The sequence below is a fragment of the Enterobacter cloacae complex sp. HYC003_NIDB genome (assembly GCF_056673375.1).
Genome location: NZ_CP114220.1, coordinates 4,070,053 through 4,086,108, shown reverse-complemented (window position 1 = coordinate 4,086,108; position 16,056 = coordinate 4,070,053). Strand labels below are relative to the sequence as shown.

At 57.6% G+C, this 16,056-nt stretch carries 14 protein-coding genes and 1 riboswitch; of the genes, 5 read left to right on the top strand and 9 right to left on the bottom strand.

Translation table 11 applies throughout. The annotated features are described in order from the left end of the window. Positions 1-6 precede the first annotated feature (6 nt). Positions 7-1,716, bottom strand: a complete 1,710-nt coding sequence (gene araB / locus O1722_RS19570; RefSeq protein ID WP_032670576.1) for a ribulokinase — start codon at positions 1,714-1,716, stop codon at positions 7-9. 337 nt (positions 1,717-2,053) lie between these two features. On the opposite strand from araB, the gene araC reads away from it, so the two are divergent. Both araC and O1722_RS19560 read left to right on the top strand, forming a co-directional pair. Next, complete coding sequence (araC, locus tag O1722_RS19565) at positions 2,054-2,899, top strand: arabinose operon transcriptional regulator AraC (RefSeq protein ID WP_003856402.1); 846 nt, start codon at positions 2,054-2,056, stop codon at positions 2,897-2,899. Between the two features lie 118 nt (positions 2,900-3,017). Next, positions 3,018-3,785: a DedA family protein gene (locus tag O1722_RS19560; protein ID WP_017383796.1), complete on the top strand. Its 768-nt coding sequence runs from the start codon at positions 3,018-3,020 to the stop codon at positions 3,783-3,785. Between the two features lie 477 nt (positions 3,786-4,262). Here O1722_RS19560 and thiQ read toward each other — a convergent pair whose 3' ends face one another. From thiQ to sgrR, 4 genes are all read right to left on the bottom strand, one after another. Further along, the gene (gene thiQ / locus O1722_RS19555) at positions 4,263-4,964 is read right to left on the bottom strand and encodes a thiamine ABC transporter ATP-binding protein ThiQ (protein ID WP_033488173.1); all 702 of its coding nucleotides are present in this window, start codon (positions 4,962-4,964) and stop codon (positions 4,263-4,265) included. Next, positions 4,948-6,558: a thiamine/thiamine pyrophosphate ABC transporter permease ThiP gene (gene thiP, locus O1722_RS19550; protein ID WP_033488172.1), complete on the bottom strand. Its 1,611-nt coding sequence runs from the start codon at positions 6,556-6,558 to the stop codon at positions 4,948-4,950. Before thiP ends, thiQ begins: the two co-directional genes overlap by 17 nt. After that, entirely contained in the window at positions 6,534-7,517 is a 984-nt protein-coding gene (gene thiB, locus O1722_RS19545) for a thiamine ABC transporter substrate binding subunit (protein ID WP_032647227.1), read from the bottom strand. The genes thiP and thiB overlap by 25 nt, the downstream gene beginning before the upstream one ends. A gap of 31 nt (positions 7,518-7,548) precedes the next feature. Then, positions 7,549-7,649: riboswitch (TPP riboswitch) on the bottom strand. 36 nt (positions 7,650-7,685) lie between these two features. Further along, positions 7,686-9,341: an HTH-type transcriptional regulator SgrR gene (gene sgrR, locus O1722_RS19540; protein ID WP_033488171.1), complete on the bottom strand. Its 1,656-nt coding sequence runs from the start codon at positions 9,339-9,341 to the stop codon at positions 7,686-7,688. An 88-nt stretch (positions 9,342-9,429) separates the two neighbouring features. Between sgrR and sgrT the strand changes: the two genes are divergently transcribed. The 3 genes from sgrT (at position 9,430) to O1722_RS19525 (ending at position 11,251) form a co-directional block, all read left to right on the top strand. After that, entirely contained in the window at positions 9,430-9,582 is a 153-nt protein-coding gene (gene sgrT / locus O1722_RS19535; RefSeq protein ID WP_003856388.1) for a glucose uptake inhibitor SgrT, read from the top strand. Positions 9,583-9,703: 121 nt separating this feature from the next. Further along, the gene (locus O1722_RS19530; RefSeq protein ID WP_033488170.1) at positions 9,704-10,882 is read left to right on the top strand and encodes a sugar efflux transporter; all 1,179 of its coding nucleotides are present in this window, start codon (positions 9,704-9,706) and stop codon (positions 10,880-10,882) included. Positions 10,883-11,098: 216 nt separating this feature from the next. Next, the gene (locus O1722_RS19525) at positions 11,099-11,251 is read left to right on the top strand and encodes a Hok/Gef family protein (protein WP_010427008.1); all 153 of its coding nucleotides are present in this window, start codon (positions 11,099-11,101) and stop codon (positions 11,249-11,251) included. Between the two features lie 91 nt (positions 11,252-11,342). Here the strand turns inward: O1722_RS19525 and leuD are convergent, their stop codons facing one another. Genes leuD through leuA form a run of 4 tightly spaced genes read right to left on the bottom strand, consistent with a single transcriptional unit; the run spans position 11,343 to position 16,024 of the window. Next, positions 11,343-11,948, bottom strand: a complete 606-nt coding sequence (gene leuD / locus O1722_RS19520) for a 3-isopropylmalate dehydratase small subunit (protein WP_015572662.1) — start codon at positions 11,946-11,948, stop codon at positions 11,343-11,345. A 10-nt stretch (positions 11,949-11,958) separates the two neighbouring features. Next, positions 11,959-13,359, bottom strand: a complete 1,401-nt coding sequence (gene leuC / locus O1722_RS19515; protein WP_033486441.1) for a 3-isopropylmalate dehydratase large subunit — start codon at positions 13,357-13,359, stop codon at positions 11,959-11,961. A gap of 2 nt (positions 13,360-13,361) precedes the next feature. Beyond that, a complete protein-coding gene (gene leuB / locus O1722_RS19510) occupies positions 13,362-14,453 on the bottom strand; it encodes a 3-isopropylmalate dehydrogenase (protein ID WP_033486442.1) in 1,092 nt (363 codons plus the stop codon). After that, positions 14,453-16,024: a 2-isopropylmalate synthase gene (gene leuA / locus O1722_RS19505; RefSeq protein ID WP_017383789.1), complete on the bottom strand. Its 1,572-nt coding sequence runs from the start codon at positions 16,022-16,024 to the stop codon at positions 14,453-14,455. Before leuA ends, leuB begins: the two co-directional genes overlap by 1 nt. Positions 16,025-16,056 lie beyond the last annotated feature (32 nt).

Sequence of the window (16,056 nt, the reverse complement as noted above, 5' to 3'; positions counted from 1 at the left end):
GTGTCCTTAATGTGTCAGGGTTGCCGTAGTATCCGCGGTGCTTTTGGCCGGGGCGGCGACAGGGAGATAGTGAAGTTCGGCGCTTTTTGCCCATTGCTGGTAGCGCTGATAAAGCTGTTCAAAGCGTTGTGCCTGCTGAGTCTGCGGCTGGAGCGTACTTTCGACGGCGCTCGCCATATGCTGTTGCGCGGTCGGGATATCCGCATGTACGCCTGCGGCCACGGCAGCGAAAATCGCCGCGCCCAGCGCACAGCACTGATCGGAGGCCACAATTTGCAGCGGCCGGTTCAGCACGTCGCAGCAGGCCTGCATGATCACCGGGTTTTTACGGGCGATGCCGCCCAGCGCCATCACGTTGTTCACGTCAATGCCCTGCCCGGTGAAGCACTCCATAATGGCGCGCGCGCCGAATGCGGTGGCGGCGATCAGGCCGCCAAACAGCGCGGGCGCGTCGGTCGCGAGGTTGAGATCGGTAATCACCCCTTTCAGACGCTGGTTGGCAAACGGCGTACGACGCCCGTTGAACCAGTCCAGCACCACCGGCAGGTGGTCGAGAGACGGATTTTTTGCCCAGGCTTCGGTGAGCTGCGGCAGGAGCTGTTTTTTGCTGTCGGCAATCTGCGTTTTCAGTTCAGGACGCGCGGCAGCCAGCTGATCCAGCGGCCAGCCGAGCACGCGGCCAAACCAGGCGTAGATATCGCCGAAGGCGGACTGACCCGCTTCGAGGCCGATAAAATCGGGTACCACGCTGCCGTCAACCTGACCGCAGATGCCTTTCACCGCGCGGTCGCCGACGCTGGCTTTATCTGCCGTCAGAATGTCACAGGTGGAGGTGCCGATAACTTTCACCAGCGTGTTGGGCTGCGCACCCGCGCCCACGGCACCCATATGGCAGTCGAACGCGCCGCCGGAAATGGTCACGTTTTGCGGCAGACCTAGGCGTTTCGCCCACTCTTCGCAGAGCGTGCCGACCGGAATATCGGCGGTGAAGGTGTCGGTAAACAGCGGGTATGTCAGGTTTTTGTTGATGATCGGGTCGAGTTCATCGAAGAACGCTGCCGGAGGCAGCCCCCCCCAGCTTTCATGCCACAGCGATTTATGCCCGGCGCTGCAACGGCCACGGCGGATATCCTGCGGGCGAGTGGTGCCGGAGAGCAGGGCGGGAACCCAGTCGCATAGCTCAATCCATGATGCCGCTGCCTGTGCGACCGACGCGTCCGCGCGGGTAACGTGCAGGATCTTGGCCCAGAACCACTCGCTGGAGTAAATCCCGCCGATGTAGCGGGAGTAGTCAGTTTTGCCCGGCTGATGGCATAAGCGGGTGATGGCTTCCGCCTCTTCCACGGCGGTATGGTCTTTCCACAGCACAAACATGGCGTTCGGGTTGTCGGCAAACTCCGGTCGCAGCGCCAGTACGCGGCCTTCGGCATCGACAGGAGCAGGCGTTGAGCCGGTGCTGTCAACGCCAATCCCCACGACATCGGCCCGCTGGGCGTCCGTCAACTCCGCCAGCACGGTTTTGATCGCCGCTTCCATTGATTCAATGTAATCACGCGGGTGGTGGCGGAACTGGTTGTTCGGCGCATCGCAGTAGCGCCCCTCTTGCCAGCGCGGATACCACTCAACGCTGGTTGCTATCTCCAGGCCAGTCGTACAGTCCACTGCCAGCGCGCGAACTGAGTCGCTGCCAAAATCGAGGCCAATTGCAATTGCCATGGTGTTGCTCCATCCAAAAAACAGGTATGGAAGAACATTAGAGACTGGGGACAAAAATCGTCAGGCAGGATCCGCTAATCTTATGGACTAAATTGCTGTGGCCACGCAAAGTGTGACGCCGTGCAAATATTCTATGTGGACATTTCTGCCGCACTTATAGACACTTTTGTTACTGCTTATCTGCCCGTACTGGCGGACAAATCAGGGGGAAAGGCTGAAACATGGCGGACGTAAAAGAGGCGTGATGCTTTTTGGATCTTTTCGCGGGCCATTTTTATACTGCTTTTATCGATATGGACAATTGGTTTCCTTCAGGACCCTTGGGAGAACTGAATCTATGGCCGAACCGCAAAACGATCCCTTACTGCCGGGCTACTCATTTAACGCCCATCTGGTGGCGGGGCTGACGCCAATTGAGGCCGAGGGATATCTCGATTTTTACGTCGATCGCCCTCTTGGCATGAAGGGATATATCCTCAACCTGACCGTACGCGGAGAAGGGGTCGTCAAAAACGGGGATCAGCAGTTTATCTGCCGCCCCGGTGATATGCTGCTGTTCCCGCCGGGGGAGATCCACCACTACGGGCGCCATCCGGATGCCAAAGAGTGGTATCACCAGTGGGTCTATTTCCGTCCGCGCGCCTACTGGCAGGAGTGGCTCTCGTGGCCGGCCATTTTCGCCCATACCGGTTTATATCGCCCGGATGAGGCGCATCTGGCGCAGTTCCGTGAGCTGTTCGCACAGATTATTGAGGCAGGGCAGGCGGGCGGGCGCTACGCCGAACTGCTGGCCATCAACCTGCTTGAACAGGTGCTGCTGCGCCGCATGGAGGCCATCAACGAGTCGCTTAATCCGCCGCTGGACAACCGCGTCCGCGACGCCTGCCAGTACATCAGCGACCACCTTGCCGACAGCCAGTTTGATATTGCCAGCGTCGCCCAGCATGTGTGTCTGTCGCCGTCACGGCTCTCTCATCTGTTCCGCCAGCAGCTTGGCGTGAGTGTACTCAGCTGGCGTGAGGATCAGCGCATCAGCCAGGCGAAACTGCTGCTCAGCACCACCCGAATGCCTATCGCCACCGTCGGGCGTAACGTCGGCTTTGAAGATCAGCTCTATTTCTCTCGCGTGTTTAAGAAGTGCACCGGTGCCAGCCCGAGCGAATTCCGTGCGGGATGTGAATAATCGGTAAACATTCAGGTGAACTTCAGGCGCATCTTGTAAACTATTCAGACAATTGATGCCTTGACGCGGTGCAGGGCGCTAAGCAGAATCGCTGATTCGTTTTCTGACCGGAATAGTTATGCAGGCATTGCTGGAACATTTTATTACCCAGTCCGTTATGTATTCGCTCATCGCCGTGGCGCTGGTGGCGTTTCTGGAGTCGCTGGCGCTGGTCGGGCTGATCCTGCCCGGCACCGTGATGATGGCAGGGCTTGGGGCGCTTATCGGCAGCGGCGAGGTCAATTTCTGGCAGGCGTGGATGGCCGGTATCATCGGTTGTTTGCTGGGGGACTGGATCTCCTTCTGGCTGGGCTGGCGCTTTAAGAAGCCGCTGCACCGCTGGTCGTTCATGAAAAAAAACAAAGCGCTGCTGGATAAAACCGAGCACGCGCTGCACCAGCACAGCATGTTCACCATCCTCGTGGGGCGCTTTGTTGGCCCAACGCGCCCGCTGGTGCCGATGGTGGCCGGGATGCTGGATCTGCCCGTCGCGAAGTTTGTGGTGCCGAACATCATCGGCTGCGTCTTCTGGCCGCCGTTCTACTTCCTGCCGGGGATCCTGGCGGGCGCGGCCATCGATATTCCTGACGGTATGCAAAGCGGCGAGTTCAAGTGGCTGCTGCTGGGAACGGCGGTCCTGCTGTGGCTGGCGGTCTGGCTCTGCTGGCGCCTGTGGCGCAGCGCGAAAGCCAGTGTTGATCGCCTGACGCGCTATCTTCCGCGCACGCGCCTGCTCTGGCTGGCCCCGCTGACGCTGGGTGTGGCTGTCGTGGCGCTGGTGGCGCTGATTCGCCACCCGCTGATGCCGGTGTACGGTGAGATCCTGTTGAAGGTGGTGAGCCGTTAAGGTGTTTTCCCTCTCCCTGTGGGCTAAGGGTTCCCCACAAAATAATGCCTGCACAGACGGCCACCTCTCCCTTGAGGGAGAGGGCTGGGGTGAGGGGGAACATACGGCTCTGGTGGTCATTCCGTTCACTTTATGTTCCTTGCTACTCTGTCACGACATGACCGGTGAACGTGCCAGGGTGGCTCAGTCGCCACCACCCTGGCGACCCGGGCTTCCGGCGGAAAATCGCCGCTTCGCGGTACCTTCGGCTTATTCCTTCCGGCTTATCGGGGACGGGCGGAGGTAACATCCCTGTAAAGCCCGCCCTCTCGGCGCATCCCTGCGCCTCGCCCCGGCCTACAGGAAACGCCTCAGCGATTTACAGCCGTACCAGGGCATCGCTGAAAGCCCTCAGTTATTCTGAAGGCAACGTTATCGCTTTTGCTTTCAAATTACTGGGGATCCCTCTCCCTGTGGGAGAGGACCAGGGTGAGGGCATCAGACCTCACGAATACCTAAAAGTGAAGATGCCCCCGCCTTACCACTCAGAAGTTCTTCTGTTTCCCCATCCCACAAAATACGTCCCTCCGCGATCACCACCGATCGCGGCGCGATGCGTGCGGCATCTTCGATGCTATGCGAAACCATCAGCATCGTCAGTTGCTCGCGCTCGCAAACCTCCTCAACCAGCGAGAGCATCTCCTGACGCAGGGCCGGGTCGAGCGCCGAAAAGGGTTCGTCGAGCAGCAGCAGCGGCTGCTTGCGCACCAGACAGCGTGCCAGCGCCACGCGCTGGCGCTGGCCGCCGGAAAGCTCACCCGGTAGTCTGTTGATAAACGCAGCCAGGCCCATTTGTTCGGCGATCGCCTCCAGCGTCTGACGCTGCGCAACACTGAGTTTTAACCCCGGATCCATACCCAGCGCGATGTTCTGCCACACCGTAAGATGATTGAACAGATTATTTTCCTGGAACAGCATCGACACCGGGCGCGTAGCCGGCGGAGCGTAGGTATATTCGCCATTATCAATGACGATCGACCCGCTGGCAGGCTGCAAAAAACCGGCAATCAGATTGAGCAGAGTACTTTTTCCGGCCCCGCTAGGGCCAAGCACTGCGATTCGCTCTCCCTGACGAACGGAGAGGGTAAAACGCATTGGCAGGTGCTCATAAAGCCAGGTTACATCAGTCAGTTTTAACATCACGCCCCGGAAGTTTTTCGATAACGGTAAATAACGCAAAGCACAGCAGCAACAGGAGCAGCGCCGTGACGGCGCCGTCCTGGCTACGATAGGAGCCAATTTGCTGATAAAGCCAGAACGGCAGCGTGCGGAAATCCTCGTTGCCAAAGAGGGCCACAACGCCAAAATCGCCAATCGACAGCACGCAGGCAAACGCCAGCGCCTGAGCCAGCGGACGCTTTAGCGCGCGCAGTTCGACCACCTTCAGACGCTGCCAGCCCTGCATGCCCAGCGACTGACACAGCAAACTGTAGCGGCTGTTGACGTCGCGCATCGGGTTTTCCAGCACCTTGAGCGCGTAAGGGATAGCCATCAGCGCGTTGGTAAAAATGACGATGCCGTCGGCGCTTTCCGGCAGGCCGATGGTGCTGTTGAACAGTAAAAAGAATCCGGTCGCCAGCACAATACCCGGCATCGCCAGGATCAGCATACCCGTCAGTTCCAGCGCGTGTCCGGCTTTACGGGCATGACGCGCGTACAGCTCGCGGCTGCTCCAGAGCAGCATCATGGTCAGGATCACGCACAGCAGCCCGGCTGCCAGCGCGATGCGCAATGAGATCCACGTCGCCTGCCACAGGACAGGCTGTTGCAGTACCGACAACACATTGCGATTCAGGCCATCAACGATAACGGCCAGCAGCGGGGGCAGCAGAAGCAGGAGGGCCAGCGCGATCAGCATAAAATCCGCGACGCGGCTGTGCAGGCTGTCCTGCGGATCGCGCCAGCCTGTCAAGTGATTGCTGCCTGTGGGGATCGCTTTACTCAGCCGCTGGCTGAGTAACACCAGCGCCAGGCAGCAGACCATCTGCACCATCGCCAGCAGCGCGGCGCGGCCCGGATCGTAGTCGTAACTTAAGGCCTGATAGATCGCCAGCTCAATGGTGGTGGCCTGCGGCCCGCCGCCGAGAGAAAGCACGGTCGCGAAGCTGGCGAAGCAGAGCATAAAGATTAGCGCGGCCACCGGGGCAATCTGGCGTCGCAGCCACGGCCATTCGACAAAGCGGAAGAACGACCAGCCGCGCATGCCAAGCTGGGCGGCAATCTGACGCTGCTCTCCGGGAATGTTTTCCAGCGCCTGTAAAAAGAGACGCGTCGCCATCGGCATATTGAAAAAAATATGCGCCAGCAGAATGCCTTTCAGGCCGTAAGGGGAGAAGGTCCATTCCAGACCAAGCAGGTTGAAGAGGGATGCCAGCCAGCCCTGCCGACCGTAGACGCTCAGAATACCGAACACCGCCACCAGCACGGGCAGGATCAGCGTCATCGCGCACAGCCGCAGCAGGGCAAGCCTGCCGGGGAAACGTCTGCGATAGAGGGCGCGTGCAAGGAAAATGGCCGGGATCGTCGACAGCAGCGCGGAGAGAAACGCCTGCCAGAAGGAGAAACGGATGACGTGCCAGAGATAGCTGTCGTGCCAGAGGGCGAGCAGATCGCTCTCTGGCGCGTTAAACCACAGCGCAAGGAATGCACCCAGACTGACGACCACCATCAGTATGGCGGCGAGCAGCCCGGGAACTAACCAGCCGGGGATCAGCGGCTGACGGCGCGTTGCCATTCACTAATCCATGCGGCGCGCTGGGCGGCAACCTGCTGCGGCGTAAATTCCAGTGAGGTTTGCGGCTTGTTTAGCTGCTCAAAGCCTGCCGGCAGCGCAACGTCAGTGACCGGGTACATCCAGTTTCCTGTCGGAATAGCATTCTGGAATGCCGGGGAGACCATAAATTTCAGGAATTTTTCGGCAAGCTCCGGCTGTTTGCTCGCGGCGGTGCGGGCGGCCACTTCCACCTGCAAATAATGCCCTTCAGCAAAGTTCGCGGCGGCGTAGTTATCCTTCTTCTCGGCGATAATGTGGTAGGCCGGAGAGGTAGTGTAGCTCAGCACCAGATCGCTTTCGCCTTTCAGGAACAGGCCGTAGGCTTCGCTCCAGCCTTTGGTGACGGTAACGGTTTTCGCGGCCAGCTTCTGCCACGCTTCCGGCGTTTTATCCCCGTAGACTTTCTGCATCCACAATAGCAGCCCCAGACCCGGGGTGCTGGTACGCGGATCTTCATAAATTACGCGCCATTTCTGGTCACTTTCGACCAGCTCTTTCAGGCTTTTGGGCGGATTCTTCAGCTTGTTTTTATCGTAGACAAACGCAAAGTAGCCGTAATCAAAGGGAACGAAGGTGTCGTTTTTCCAGCCGCCCGGTACGTTGACGGCATCTGACGCCACACCGCTTTTGGCGAACAGTCTGGTTTGGGTGGCGGCTTCCAGCAGGTTGTTATCCAGCCCGAGCACCACGTCGGCTTTGCTGTTTTTGCCTTCCATGCGCAGACGGTTGAGCAGCGAGACGCCATCTTCCAGCGCCACGAATTTCAGCTCGCAGTTGCAGTCGGCTTCAAAGGCTTTTTTTACCACCGGGCCGGGGCCCCAGTCGGCGGAGAAGGAGTCGTAGGTGTAGACCGTCAGAACGGGCTTAGCAAAAACAGGCAGCGCAAACAGCGCCAGCAGAGGAAGAACGTTTTTTAACACTTTGCACCTCAGGGTTGAGTGGCAAAGGATTTTGAGAGACAGCCTCAAATCCCTTCGCCGGCGTTATCCGGATCAGGTTCGACGGGTATTATCTCAGCGCACATCAGTGATGCAGCACCCCGTTGAGAACGGCGCTATTGTAATGATTTGGTGAATATTACGAAAGCGTTATGGCTCCGGCGGCGCAAACCAGGCGGATTTAAAATCAAACCAGCCGAGGGTATTCATCCGCAGGCCGCGCATGCTGCGCTGCCCCTGGATCAGCAGCCAGTGGTGAATCAGCGGTACGATCGTCTGCCCGGTCAGTAATTCCTGACACCAGGCGGCCAGATCCATTTCTCCCGCCCGCCACCGCGCGGCGTCCTGCTGCCAGTCCCGGTTGATACAGTGCTGAATCAGGGGCACCTCGTACAGGTGAGAAAAGAGCGAGAAATCAAGCGGCAGCGTAAAGTTTGCGCTGTTGAGCCAGATATCGCTGATGACGTCTCCGCGATGCCATTCATCATAATCGACTTCCTGAATCGCCAGCGTCACGCCTTCGGCTGCCAGCAGCGTGCTCATGATCCTCGCCAGAAAACGGTGCTCAATGTGATCGCGATAGTAGCTGAGGGTGATGATCTCCAGTCCGGCAGGCTTTTCACTGCGGACGGGCTGCGCATGGTGCCAGCGTGGGAGCAGGCCATAGGCCGGGAACCACCAGGTCTGGTATTGCTCCTCTGCGTGATAAATCAGGTTAGCGGGCGCCAGAATATGGCTTATCCACCTGCGGACGTCGTGGTTTGCCCCGCGATGGCTGCGGCCATCAAAGAGCAGGTAGTAGCAGCCCTCCTCCAGGCGGCTTTCGAACGCCTTTTCACCGGCTGTTGGCCCTTCCAGGGTCAGGCCTGCGCTCAGCTCTTCGTTGAGATCCGGTAACACCCAGACGTTCACTTCGTCGATCAACGCCCTATAGCCAAAGTAATCATCAAAGGCGCGGATCTTCAGTTGATTACTGTTGTTCCGTGAAACGGAGTAGGGGCCCGTACCAATCGGCTGGCTGGAAAAATTGTTCAGGGATCGCCACTCGGCAGGCAGGATCATTGATGGCACGTAGCCCAGAAGCCACGGAAGCCATTTGTCCGGCTGCGAAAGCTCAATATCCAGCGTCCAGGCCGTTGGGGAGTGGATCCGCGTGATATGCGAATAGAGCGGCAGCGTGCGGGCGCGCTCTAAAGAGGCGATAACGTCGCGCATCTCCAGCTCGCGTCCATGGTGGAAATGAATGCCGGGGCGTAGAAAGAAGCGCCAGTGCAGCGGAGACACCTGTTGCCAGTGATGGGCAATATCCGCTTCCAGTTCCCCGTTTTCCTCATTTATCCGCGTCAGGCCGCTGAAAATCTGCCGGGCCATGTGGGTTTCAGAGCGACGTAACGCCGTACCGGGCAACAGATTTTTCATTGGGCGGTAGTAAAGTACCCGCAGAATGTGGCGTCCCTGACGAAAGCTGCGTCCCAGATGCGAGACCAGCATCTGGCGCACGGCGGCTTTGTCGCCCACCAGCTGGACCAGCTGATCGATGCGGTCCTGCTCCAGCAGATCCTCCGCTCGCTGTTGCTGTAACGCCAGGCCGGTATAAAGGAAAGTCAGGCGCGAACGCTTGCCGCGTCCGGCTTCGGCCTCCCAGTTTAGCCAGCCCTGCTGCTGCATGGTATTAAGGAGCGTGCGCATATGACGCCGGGAGCAGTTGAGGAGCTCGGCCAGCTCGTTCAGCGTGGTCTCCTGCGATTGCCCCTCGCAGCACTGCCAGAGGCGGATAAATTGTTGTTGCAGACGACCGGAAGGCATAAAAGGGGAACTCCTGACAAAAAATCAGCAATTTATTAATCCCTATATTAAGCCAATAATCCTTTTCGATGAAGCGAGGAGGTAAATTATGAAGAGGTCTACCGCACGTCAGTTTTATCAGCACTATTTTTCAGCGACAAAGGGAGTGTCCTGGCTGGCCCGCCAGTGCGCAGAGCAGCGGCTGAGAATACTGGAAGATCTGATGCAGTGGGACGTTACGAAACCGACCTCTTCTCGCTAACTCGCCTCGATCATGTGTGACTGAGTATTGGTGCTAATCACCTGCCAGCAAAATGTTTTTTGCTGGCTTTTTTCGTTTACTATTTCACCCAATTTCGATTCGCTTTCATAAGGACTTGCGCATGCTCTGGTTGATGACGATGGGGCGACGCCTGAATGGCGTGTACGCCGCTTTTATGCTGGTGGCCTTCATGATGGGCGTGGCCGGCGCGCTACAGGCGCCGACGTTGAGCCTGTTTCTCAGCCGCGAGGTGGGGGCGCAGCCGTTTTGGGTGGGTCTGTTCTACACCGTCAACGCCATTGCCGGGATCCTCGTCAGCCTGTGGCTGGCGAAACGATCCGACAGCCAGGGCGATCGCCGTAAGCTGATCCTCTTTTGTTGCGCCATGGCCGTGGGCAACGCGCTGCTGTTTGCCTTCAACCGCCATTACCTGACGCTCATTACCTGCGGCGTGCTGCTGGCCTCTCTGGCGAACACCGCGATGCCGCAACTGTTCGCCCTGGCCCGGGAGTACGCCGACAGCTCGGCGAGGGAAGTGGTGATGTTCAGCTCGGTGATGCGTGCGCAGCTCTCTCTCGCGTGGGTCATCGGTCCGCCGCTGGCGTTTATGCTGGCGCTGAACTACGGCTTCACCACCATGTTTTCCATCGCGGCGGGGATTTTTGTCATCAGCCTGGCGCTGATAGCCTTTGCGCTGCCATCGGTGGCGCGCGTAGAGCAGGTGACGGACAAGCCCATCACGCAGGTGAGCGGCTGGCAGGATAAAAACGTCCGCATGTTGTTTATCGCCTCCACGCTGATGTGGACCTGCAACACCATGTACATTATTGATATGCCGCTGTGGATCAGCAGCGATCTGGGACTGCCCGACAAGCTGGCGGGTATTCTGATGGGCACCGCTGCCGGGCTGGAGATCCCGGCGATGATTCTGGCGGGTTACTACGTCAAACGTTTCGGAAAGCGTCGGATGATGGTCGTCGCCGTGGCGGCCGGGGTACTGTTCTACGCGGGGCTGAACCTGTTCCATTCGCGTGAAGCCTTGCTGGCGTTACAGCTGTTTAACGCGGTATTTATCGGCATCGTTGCCGGGATAGGCATGCTCTGGTTCCAGGATTTAATGCCGGGGCGCGCAGGCTCCGCGACCACGCTGTTTACCAACAGTATCTCTACCGGCGTGATTCTGGCAGGGGTAATTCAGGGGGCGCTGTCGCAAAGCTATGGGCATGCATCCGTGTACTGGGTGATCGCAGCGATTTCGCTTGTCACGCTGATACTGACGTGCCGGGTAAAAGACGTTTGATTCTGGAAGGCGGCTTCACGAAATGAAACGATTTTCTGACAGGCGCCGAGAAGGCGCATAGAGTGCGTGGCGGGTGCTTGAGGCTGTTTGCCTCAGGCTTTCGCAAGAGGCAAACAGTGGAGAGTCCCACATCAAAAAACTGATGGGGAGACAAACTTCACAACGATCATTGCGAGGTTAGTCTCTTCATTGCCGAAAAGCAATAAGGAGGCTGGAATGCCAAAACGTACTCTGCTGTTAGGTTTGTTTCTGATCTGTACGACGCTGTTGATCTTCACCTGGATGGTGCGCGACTCGCTGTGTGAGCTGCACTTCAGACAGGAGAAAACAGAGCTGGCGGCAGTGTTGGCTTACGAAGCAAAACGTTAGCAGTATTGGCGGGGAGTTTTCCCCGCCTCTCCAGAGTGGTTGAGCCTCAACGCACCCTTATCAATGGCCCGCGCCCTGCGGGCCATTGCCTTTAACCCATAAACGCAGGCTGTTTTTTCTCGTAAGCGGAGATAGCCTCTTCGTGTTGCAGCGTCAGGCCAATGCTATCCAGACCGTTCAGCATGCAGTGGCGGCGGAACGCATCAATGCTGAAGCTGTAGATCTTATCCCCTGCTTTCACCACTTCCGCTTCCAGATCCACCTCAAACGAAATCCCCGGATTCGCCTGCACCAGCGCAAACAGTTCATCGACCTGTTCGTCACTCAGCGTCACCGGCAGCAGCTGGTTGTTGAAGCTGTTGCCGTAGAAGATATCCGCGAAGCTCGGGGCGATAACCACCTTAAAGCCGTAGTCGGTTAATGCCCAGGGCGCATGTTCACGCGACGATCCGCAGCCAAAGTTTTCCCGCGCCAGCAGAATGGAAGCCCCTTTGTATTCCGGAAAGTTCAGGACGAATTCCGGGTTCGGCACTTCGCCTTTATCGTCGAGGAAACGCCAGTCGTTGAACAGATGCGCACCAAAACCCGTGCGCGTCACTTTCTGCAAAAACTGCTTAGGAATGATCGCGTCAGTATCGACGTTAGCGGCGTCCAGAGGGACAACCCGGCCCGTATGTTGGGTAAATTTCTCTGCCATGATTGTCTCCTTATTTCAGGCTGCGAATATCGGCGAAATGACCGGTGACTGCCGCAGCGGCGGCCATTGCCGGGCTGACCAGGTGGGTGCGCCCACCGCGGCCCTGACGGCCTTCAAAGTTACGGTTGCTGGTGGAGGCACAGCGGTCGCCCGGATTCAGGCGGTCGTTGTTCATGGCCAGACACATGGAGCAGCCGGGCAGGCGCCACTCGAAGCCTGCTTCAATAAAGATCTTATCCAGACCCTCCGCTTCCGCCTGGGCTTTCACCGGCCCGGAGCCCGGCACAACCAGCGCCTGCACGCCCGGCGCCACTTTGCGGCCTTTAGCAATTTCTGCCGCTGCGCGTAAATCTTCAATACGGGAGTTGGTACAGGAGCCGATGAACACTTTATCAATGCTCACGTCGGTCAACGGCACGCCGGGCTTCAGCCCCATATAGGCCAGCGCTTTTTCCGCACTGGCACGTTCGACCGGATCGGCAAAGGAGGCCAGGTCAGGAATGCTGTCGTTGACGGAAATCACCTGGCCCGGGTTGGTGCCCCAGGTGACCTGCGGGGCGATCTCTTCCGCCTGTAACGTCACAACGGTATCAAAAATTGCCCCCTCGTCCGTTTTCAGGGTTTTCCAGTACGCTACCGCGTCGTCAAAATTCTGACCTTTCGGCGCATGCAGACGCCCCTTCACATAGTTGAAAGTGGTTTCGTCTGGGGCCACCAGGCCTGCTTTGGCGCCCATCTCAATGGCCATGTTGCACAGGGTCATACGACCTTCCATGCTCAGCGCCTGGATAGCGTCGCCGCAGAATTCCACGACGTGACCGGTGCCGCCTGCGCTGCCGGTTTTGCCGATAATCGCCAGCACGATATCTTTCGCGGTGATACCCGGCGCGGCTTTACCCTTCACTTCAATCTTCATGGTTTTGGCGCGGCCCTGCTTCAGGGTCTGCGTCGCCAGAACGTGTTCAACTTCAGAGGTCCCAATCCCGAACGCCAGGGCGCCAAATGCGCCGTGCGTCGCGGTGTGGGAGTCGCCGCAGACGATGGTCATGCCCGGCAGAGTAATACCCTGCTCAGGCCCCATTACGTGGACGATACCCTGATAGGGGTGGTTCAGATCGTACAGCTCCACGCCAAACTCGTTACAGTTCTTAATCAGCTCCTGCATCTGGATACGCGCCATCTCGCCAGATGCATTGATGTCTTTGGTCTGGGTGGAAACGTTGTGATCCATCGTGGCAAAGGTTTTACCCGGCTGACGCACCGGGCGCTTATGCGCGCGCAGGCCGTCAAATGCCTGAGGAGAGGTCACTTCGTGTACCAGATGACGGTCGATGTACAACAGTGGGGTTTCGTTTGGTGCTTCGTAAACAACGTGCGCATCAAACAACTTCTCATATAACGTCTTAGCCATGATTACACCCCTTCAGCGACATAGCGGGCAATGATGTCGCCCATTTCATCGGTACTGACTGCCGCCGTGCCGCGTGCTAAATCACCGGTACGGACGCCTTCTTCTAATGCCCGGTTAATGGCGTTTTCAATTGCGGTTGCTGCATCGCCTGCATCCAGGCTGTAGCGCAGCAGCAGAGCCAGGGAGAGGATCTGCGCAATCGGGTTGGCGATGTTTTTACCTGCGATATCCGGCGCGGAGCCGCCCGCCGGTTCGTACAGGCCAAAGCCTTCTTCGTTCAGGCTGGCCGAGGGCAGCATGCCCATGGAGCCGGTGATCATGGCGCACTCATCCGAGAGAATATCGCCGAACAGGTTGGAGCACAGCAGCACGTCAAACTGGGACGGATCTTTGATCAGCTGCATCGTTGCGTTGTCGATATACATATGTGACAGCTCAACGTCCGGGTACTGCCTGGCAACTTCACTGACGATTTCGCGCCACAAAATAGACGACTGGAGCACGTTCGCTTTATCAATAGAGGTCACTTTACGGCGGCGTTTGCGCGCTGACTCAAACGCGATATGCGCGATACGTTCAATTTCAAAACGGTGATAGACCTCGGTATCAAACGCTTTCTCATGCTGACCGCTGCCTTCGCGGCCTTTTGGCTGCCCGAAGTAGATCCCGCCGGTCAGCTCACGCACGCAGAGAATGTCGAAACCGTTGGCGGCGATATCGGCGCGCAGCGGGCAAAACTCTTCCAGCCCCGGGTACAGCTTCGCCGGACGCAGGTTGCTGAACAGTTTGAAGTGTTTACGCAGCGGCAGCAGCGCGCCGCGCTCTGGCTGCTCTGCTGGAGGCAAATGTTCCCACTTAGGGCCACCCACGGAACCAAACAGCACGGCATCGGCATTTTCGCAGCCTTCTACAGTCCCTTTCGGCAGTGGCGTACCGTGGTTATCAATCGCAATACCGCCCACGTCGTAGTGGCTGGTGGTAATTTTCATCGCAAAACGCGAACGTACGGCTTCCAGTACTTTCAGCGCCTGTGCCATCACTTCCGGACCAATACCGTCGCCCGGCAACACAGCAATATGGTAATTCTTCGACATTACACGGTTTCCTTGTTGTTCTCTTTATTCTGAGCTTTGCGTTGCAACTCTTTTTCGACTTCGGCGGCGCGCCAGATGTTGTTCAGGACATGCACCATCGCTTTCGCGGAGGATTCAACGATATCTGTCGCCAGACCCACACCGTGGAAACGGCGACCGTTATAGTTGACGACGATATCAACCTGGCCCAGCGCGTCTTTACCGTGCCCTTTAGCCGTCAGGTCATATTTCACCAGTTCAACGTCGTACTCGGTGACGCGGTTAATCGCCTGGTAAATGGCATCCACAGGTCCGTTACCGTTGGCGGCTTCCGCTTTAATTTCATCGCCGCAGGCCAGCTTGACGGAGGCGGTAGCGATATCACTTGAGCCTGACTGAACGGTGAAGTAGTCCAGACGGAAGTGTTCTGGCTCTTCCTGCTGTTTGTTGATGAATGCCAGCGCTTCCAGGTCGTAATCGAAGACCTGGCCTTTCTTGTCAGCCAGCTTCAGGAATGCGTCGTACAGCTGATCCATGTTGTAATCGCTGTCCTGATACCCCATCTCTTCCATACGGTGTTTCACCGCCGCGCGGCCAGAGCGCGAGGTCAGGTTCAGCTGAACCTGGTTCAGACCGATGGATTCCGGAGTCATGATTTCGTAGTTTTCACGGTTCTTCAGCACGCCATCCTGGTGAATACCGGAGGAGTGAGCGAACGCGCCAGTACCAACAATCGCCTTGTTCGCCGGGATCGGCATATTGCAAATCTGGCTCACGGTCTGGCTGGTGCGCCAGATTTCGTTGTGATTGATGCGAGTGTGTACGTTCATAATGTCTTTGCGCACCTTGATCGCCATGATCACTTCTTCCAGCGAGCAGTTGCCGGCGCGTTCACCAATGCCGTTCATTGCCCCTTCTACCTGACGCGCGCCGGCGTGGACGGCAGCGATGGCATTGCCCACTGCCAGACCCAAATCATCGTGGGTGTGAACAGAGATGATGGCTTTATCAATATTAGGTACGCGGTCGTACAGGCCGGTGATGATGTTAGAGAACTCAAACGGCATGGTGTAGCCGACGGTATCCGGGATGTTGATGGTTCTGGCTCCGGCATTAATCGCGGCTTCCACTACACGGGCCAAATCGTCAATCGGCGTGCGGCCTGCATCTTCACAGGAGAATTCGACGTCATCAGTGTAGTTACGCGCGCGTTTAACCATATACACCGCACGTTCGATCACTTCATCCAGCGTGCTGCGCAACTTGGTTGCAATGTGCATGGGGGAGGTGGCAATGAATGTATGGATACGGAAGGCTTCTGCAACTTTCAGGGATTCCGCGGCCACATCAATATCTTTCTCAACGCAGCGAGCCAGACCGCACACGCGGCTGTTTTTGATGGTGCGGGCGATGGTCTGTACTGACTCGAAATCACCCGGCGAGGAGACGGGAAAGCCGACTTCCATTACGTCTACACCCATGCGTTCGAGGGCCAGCGCAATTTGCAGTTTTTCTTTAACACTCAGGCTCGCCTGTAATGCCTGTTCACCGTCACGTAAAGTAGTATCGAAAATAACGACTTGCTGGCTCATGGGTTAGGTCCTTGTCAGTCTTAGGGCGCCTT

Coding starts and splice junctions, on each gene's coding strand:
- araB (WP_032670576.1), bottom strand. CDS start 1,716: ATGGCAATTGCAATTGGCCTCGATTTTGGCAGCGACTCAGTTCGCGCG.
- araC (WP_003856402.1), top strand. CDS start 2,054: ATGGCCGAACCGCAAAACGATCCCTTACTGCCGGGCTACTCATTTAAC.
- O1722_RS19560 (WP_017383796.1), top strand. CDS start 3,018: ATGCAGGCATTGCTGGAACATTTTATTACCCAGTCCGTTATGTATTCG.
- thiQ (WP_033488173.1), bottom strand. CDS start 4,964: ATGTTAAAACTGACTGATGTAACCTGGCTTTATGAGCACCTGCCAATG.
- thiP (WP_033488172.1), bottom strand. CDS start 6,558: ATGGCAACGCGCCGTCAGCCGCTGATCCCCGGCTGGTTAGTTCCCGGG.
- sgrR (WP_033488171.1), bottom strand. CDS start 9,341: ATGCCTTCCGGTCGTCTGCAACAACAATTTATCCGCCTCTGGCAGTGC.
- sgrT (WP_003856388.1), top strand. CDS start 9,430: ATGAAGAGGTCTACCGCACGTCAGTTTTATCAGCACTATTTTTCAGCG.
- O1722_RS19530 (WP_033488170.1), top strand. CDS start 9,704: ATGCTCTGGTTGATGACGATGGGGCGACGCCTGAATGGCGTGTACGCC.
- O1722_RS19525 (WP_010427008.1), top strand. CDS start 11,099: ATGCCAAAACGTACTCTGCTGTTAGGTTTGTTTCTGATCTGTACGACG.
- leuD (WP_015572662.1), bottom strand. CDS start 11,948: ATGGCAGAGAAATTTACCCAACATACGGGCCGGGTTGTCCCTCTGGAC.
- leuC (WP_033486441.1), bottom strand. CDS start 13,359: ATGGCTAAGACGTTATATGAGAAGTTGTTTGATGCGCACGTTGTTTAC.
- leuB (WP_033486442.1), bottom strand. CDS start 14,453: ATGTCGAAGAATTACCATATTGCTGTGTTGCCGGGCGACGGTATTGGT.
- leuA (WP_017383789.1), bottom strand. CDS start 16,024: ATGAGCCAGCAAGTCGTTATTTTCGATACTACTTTACGTGACGGTGAA.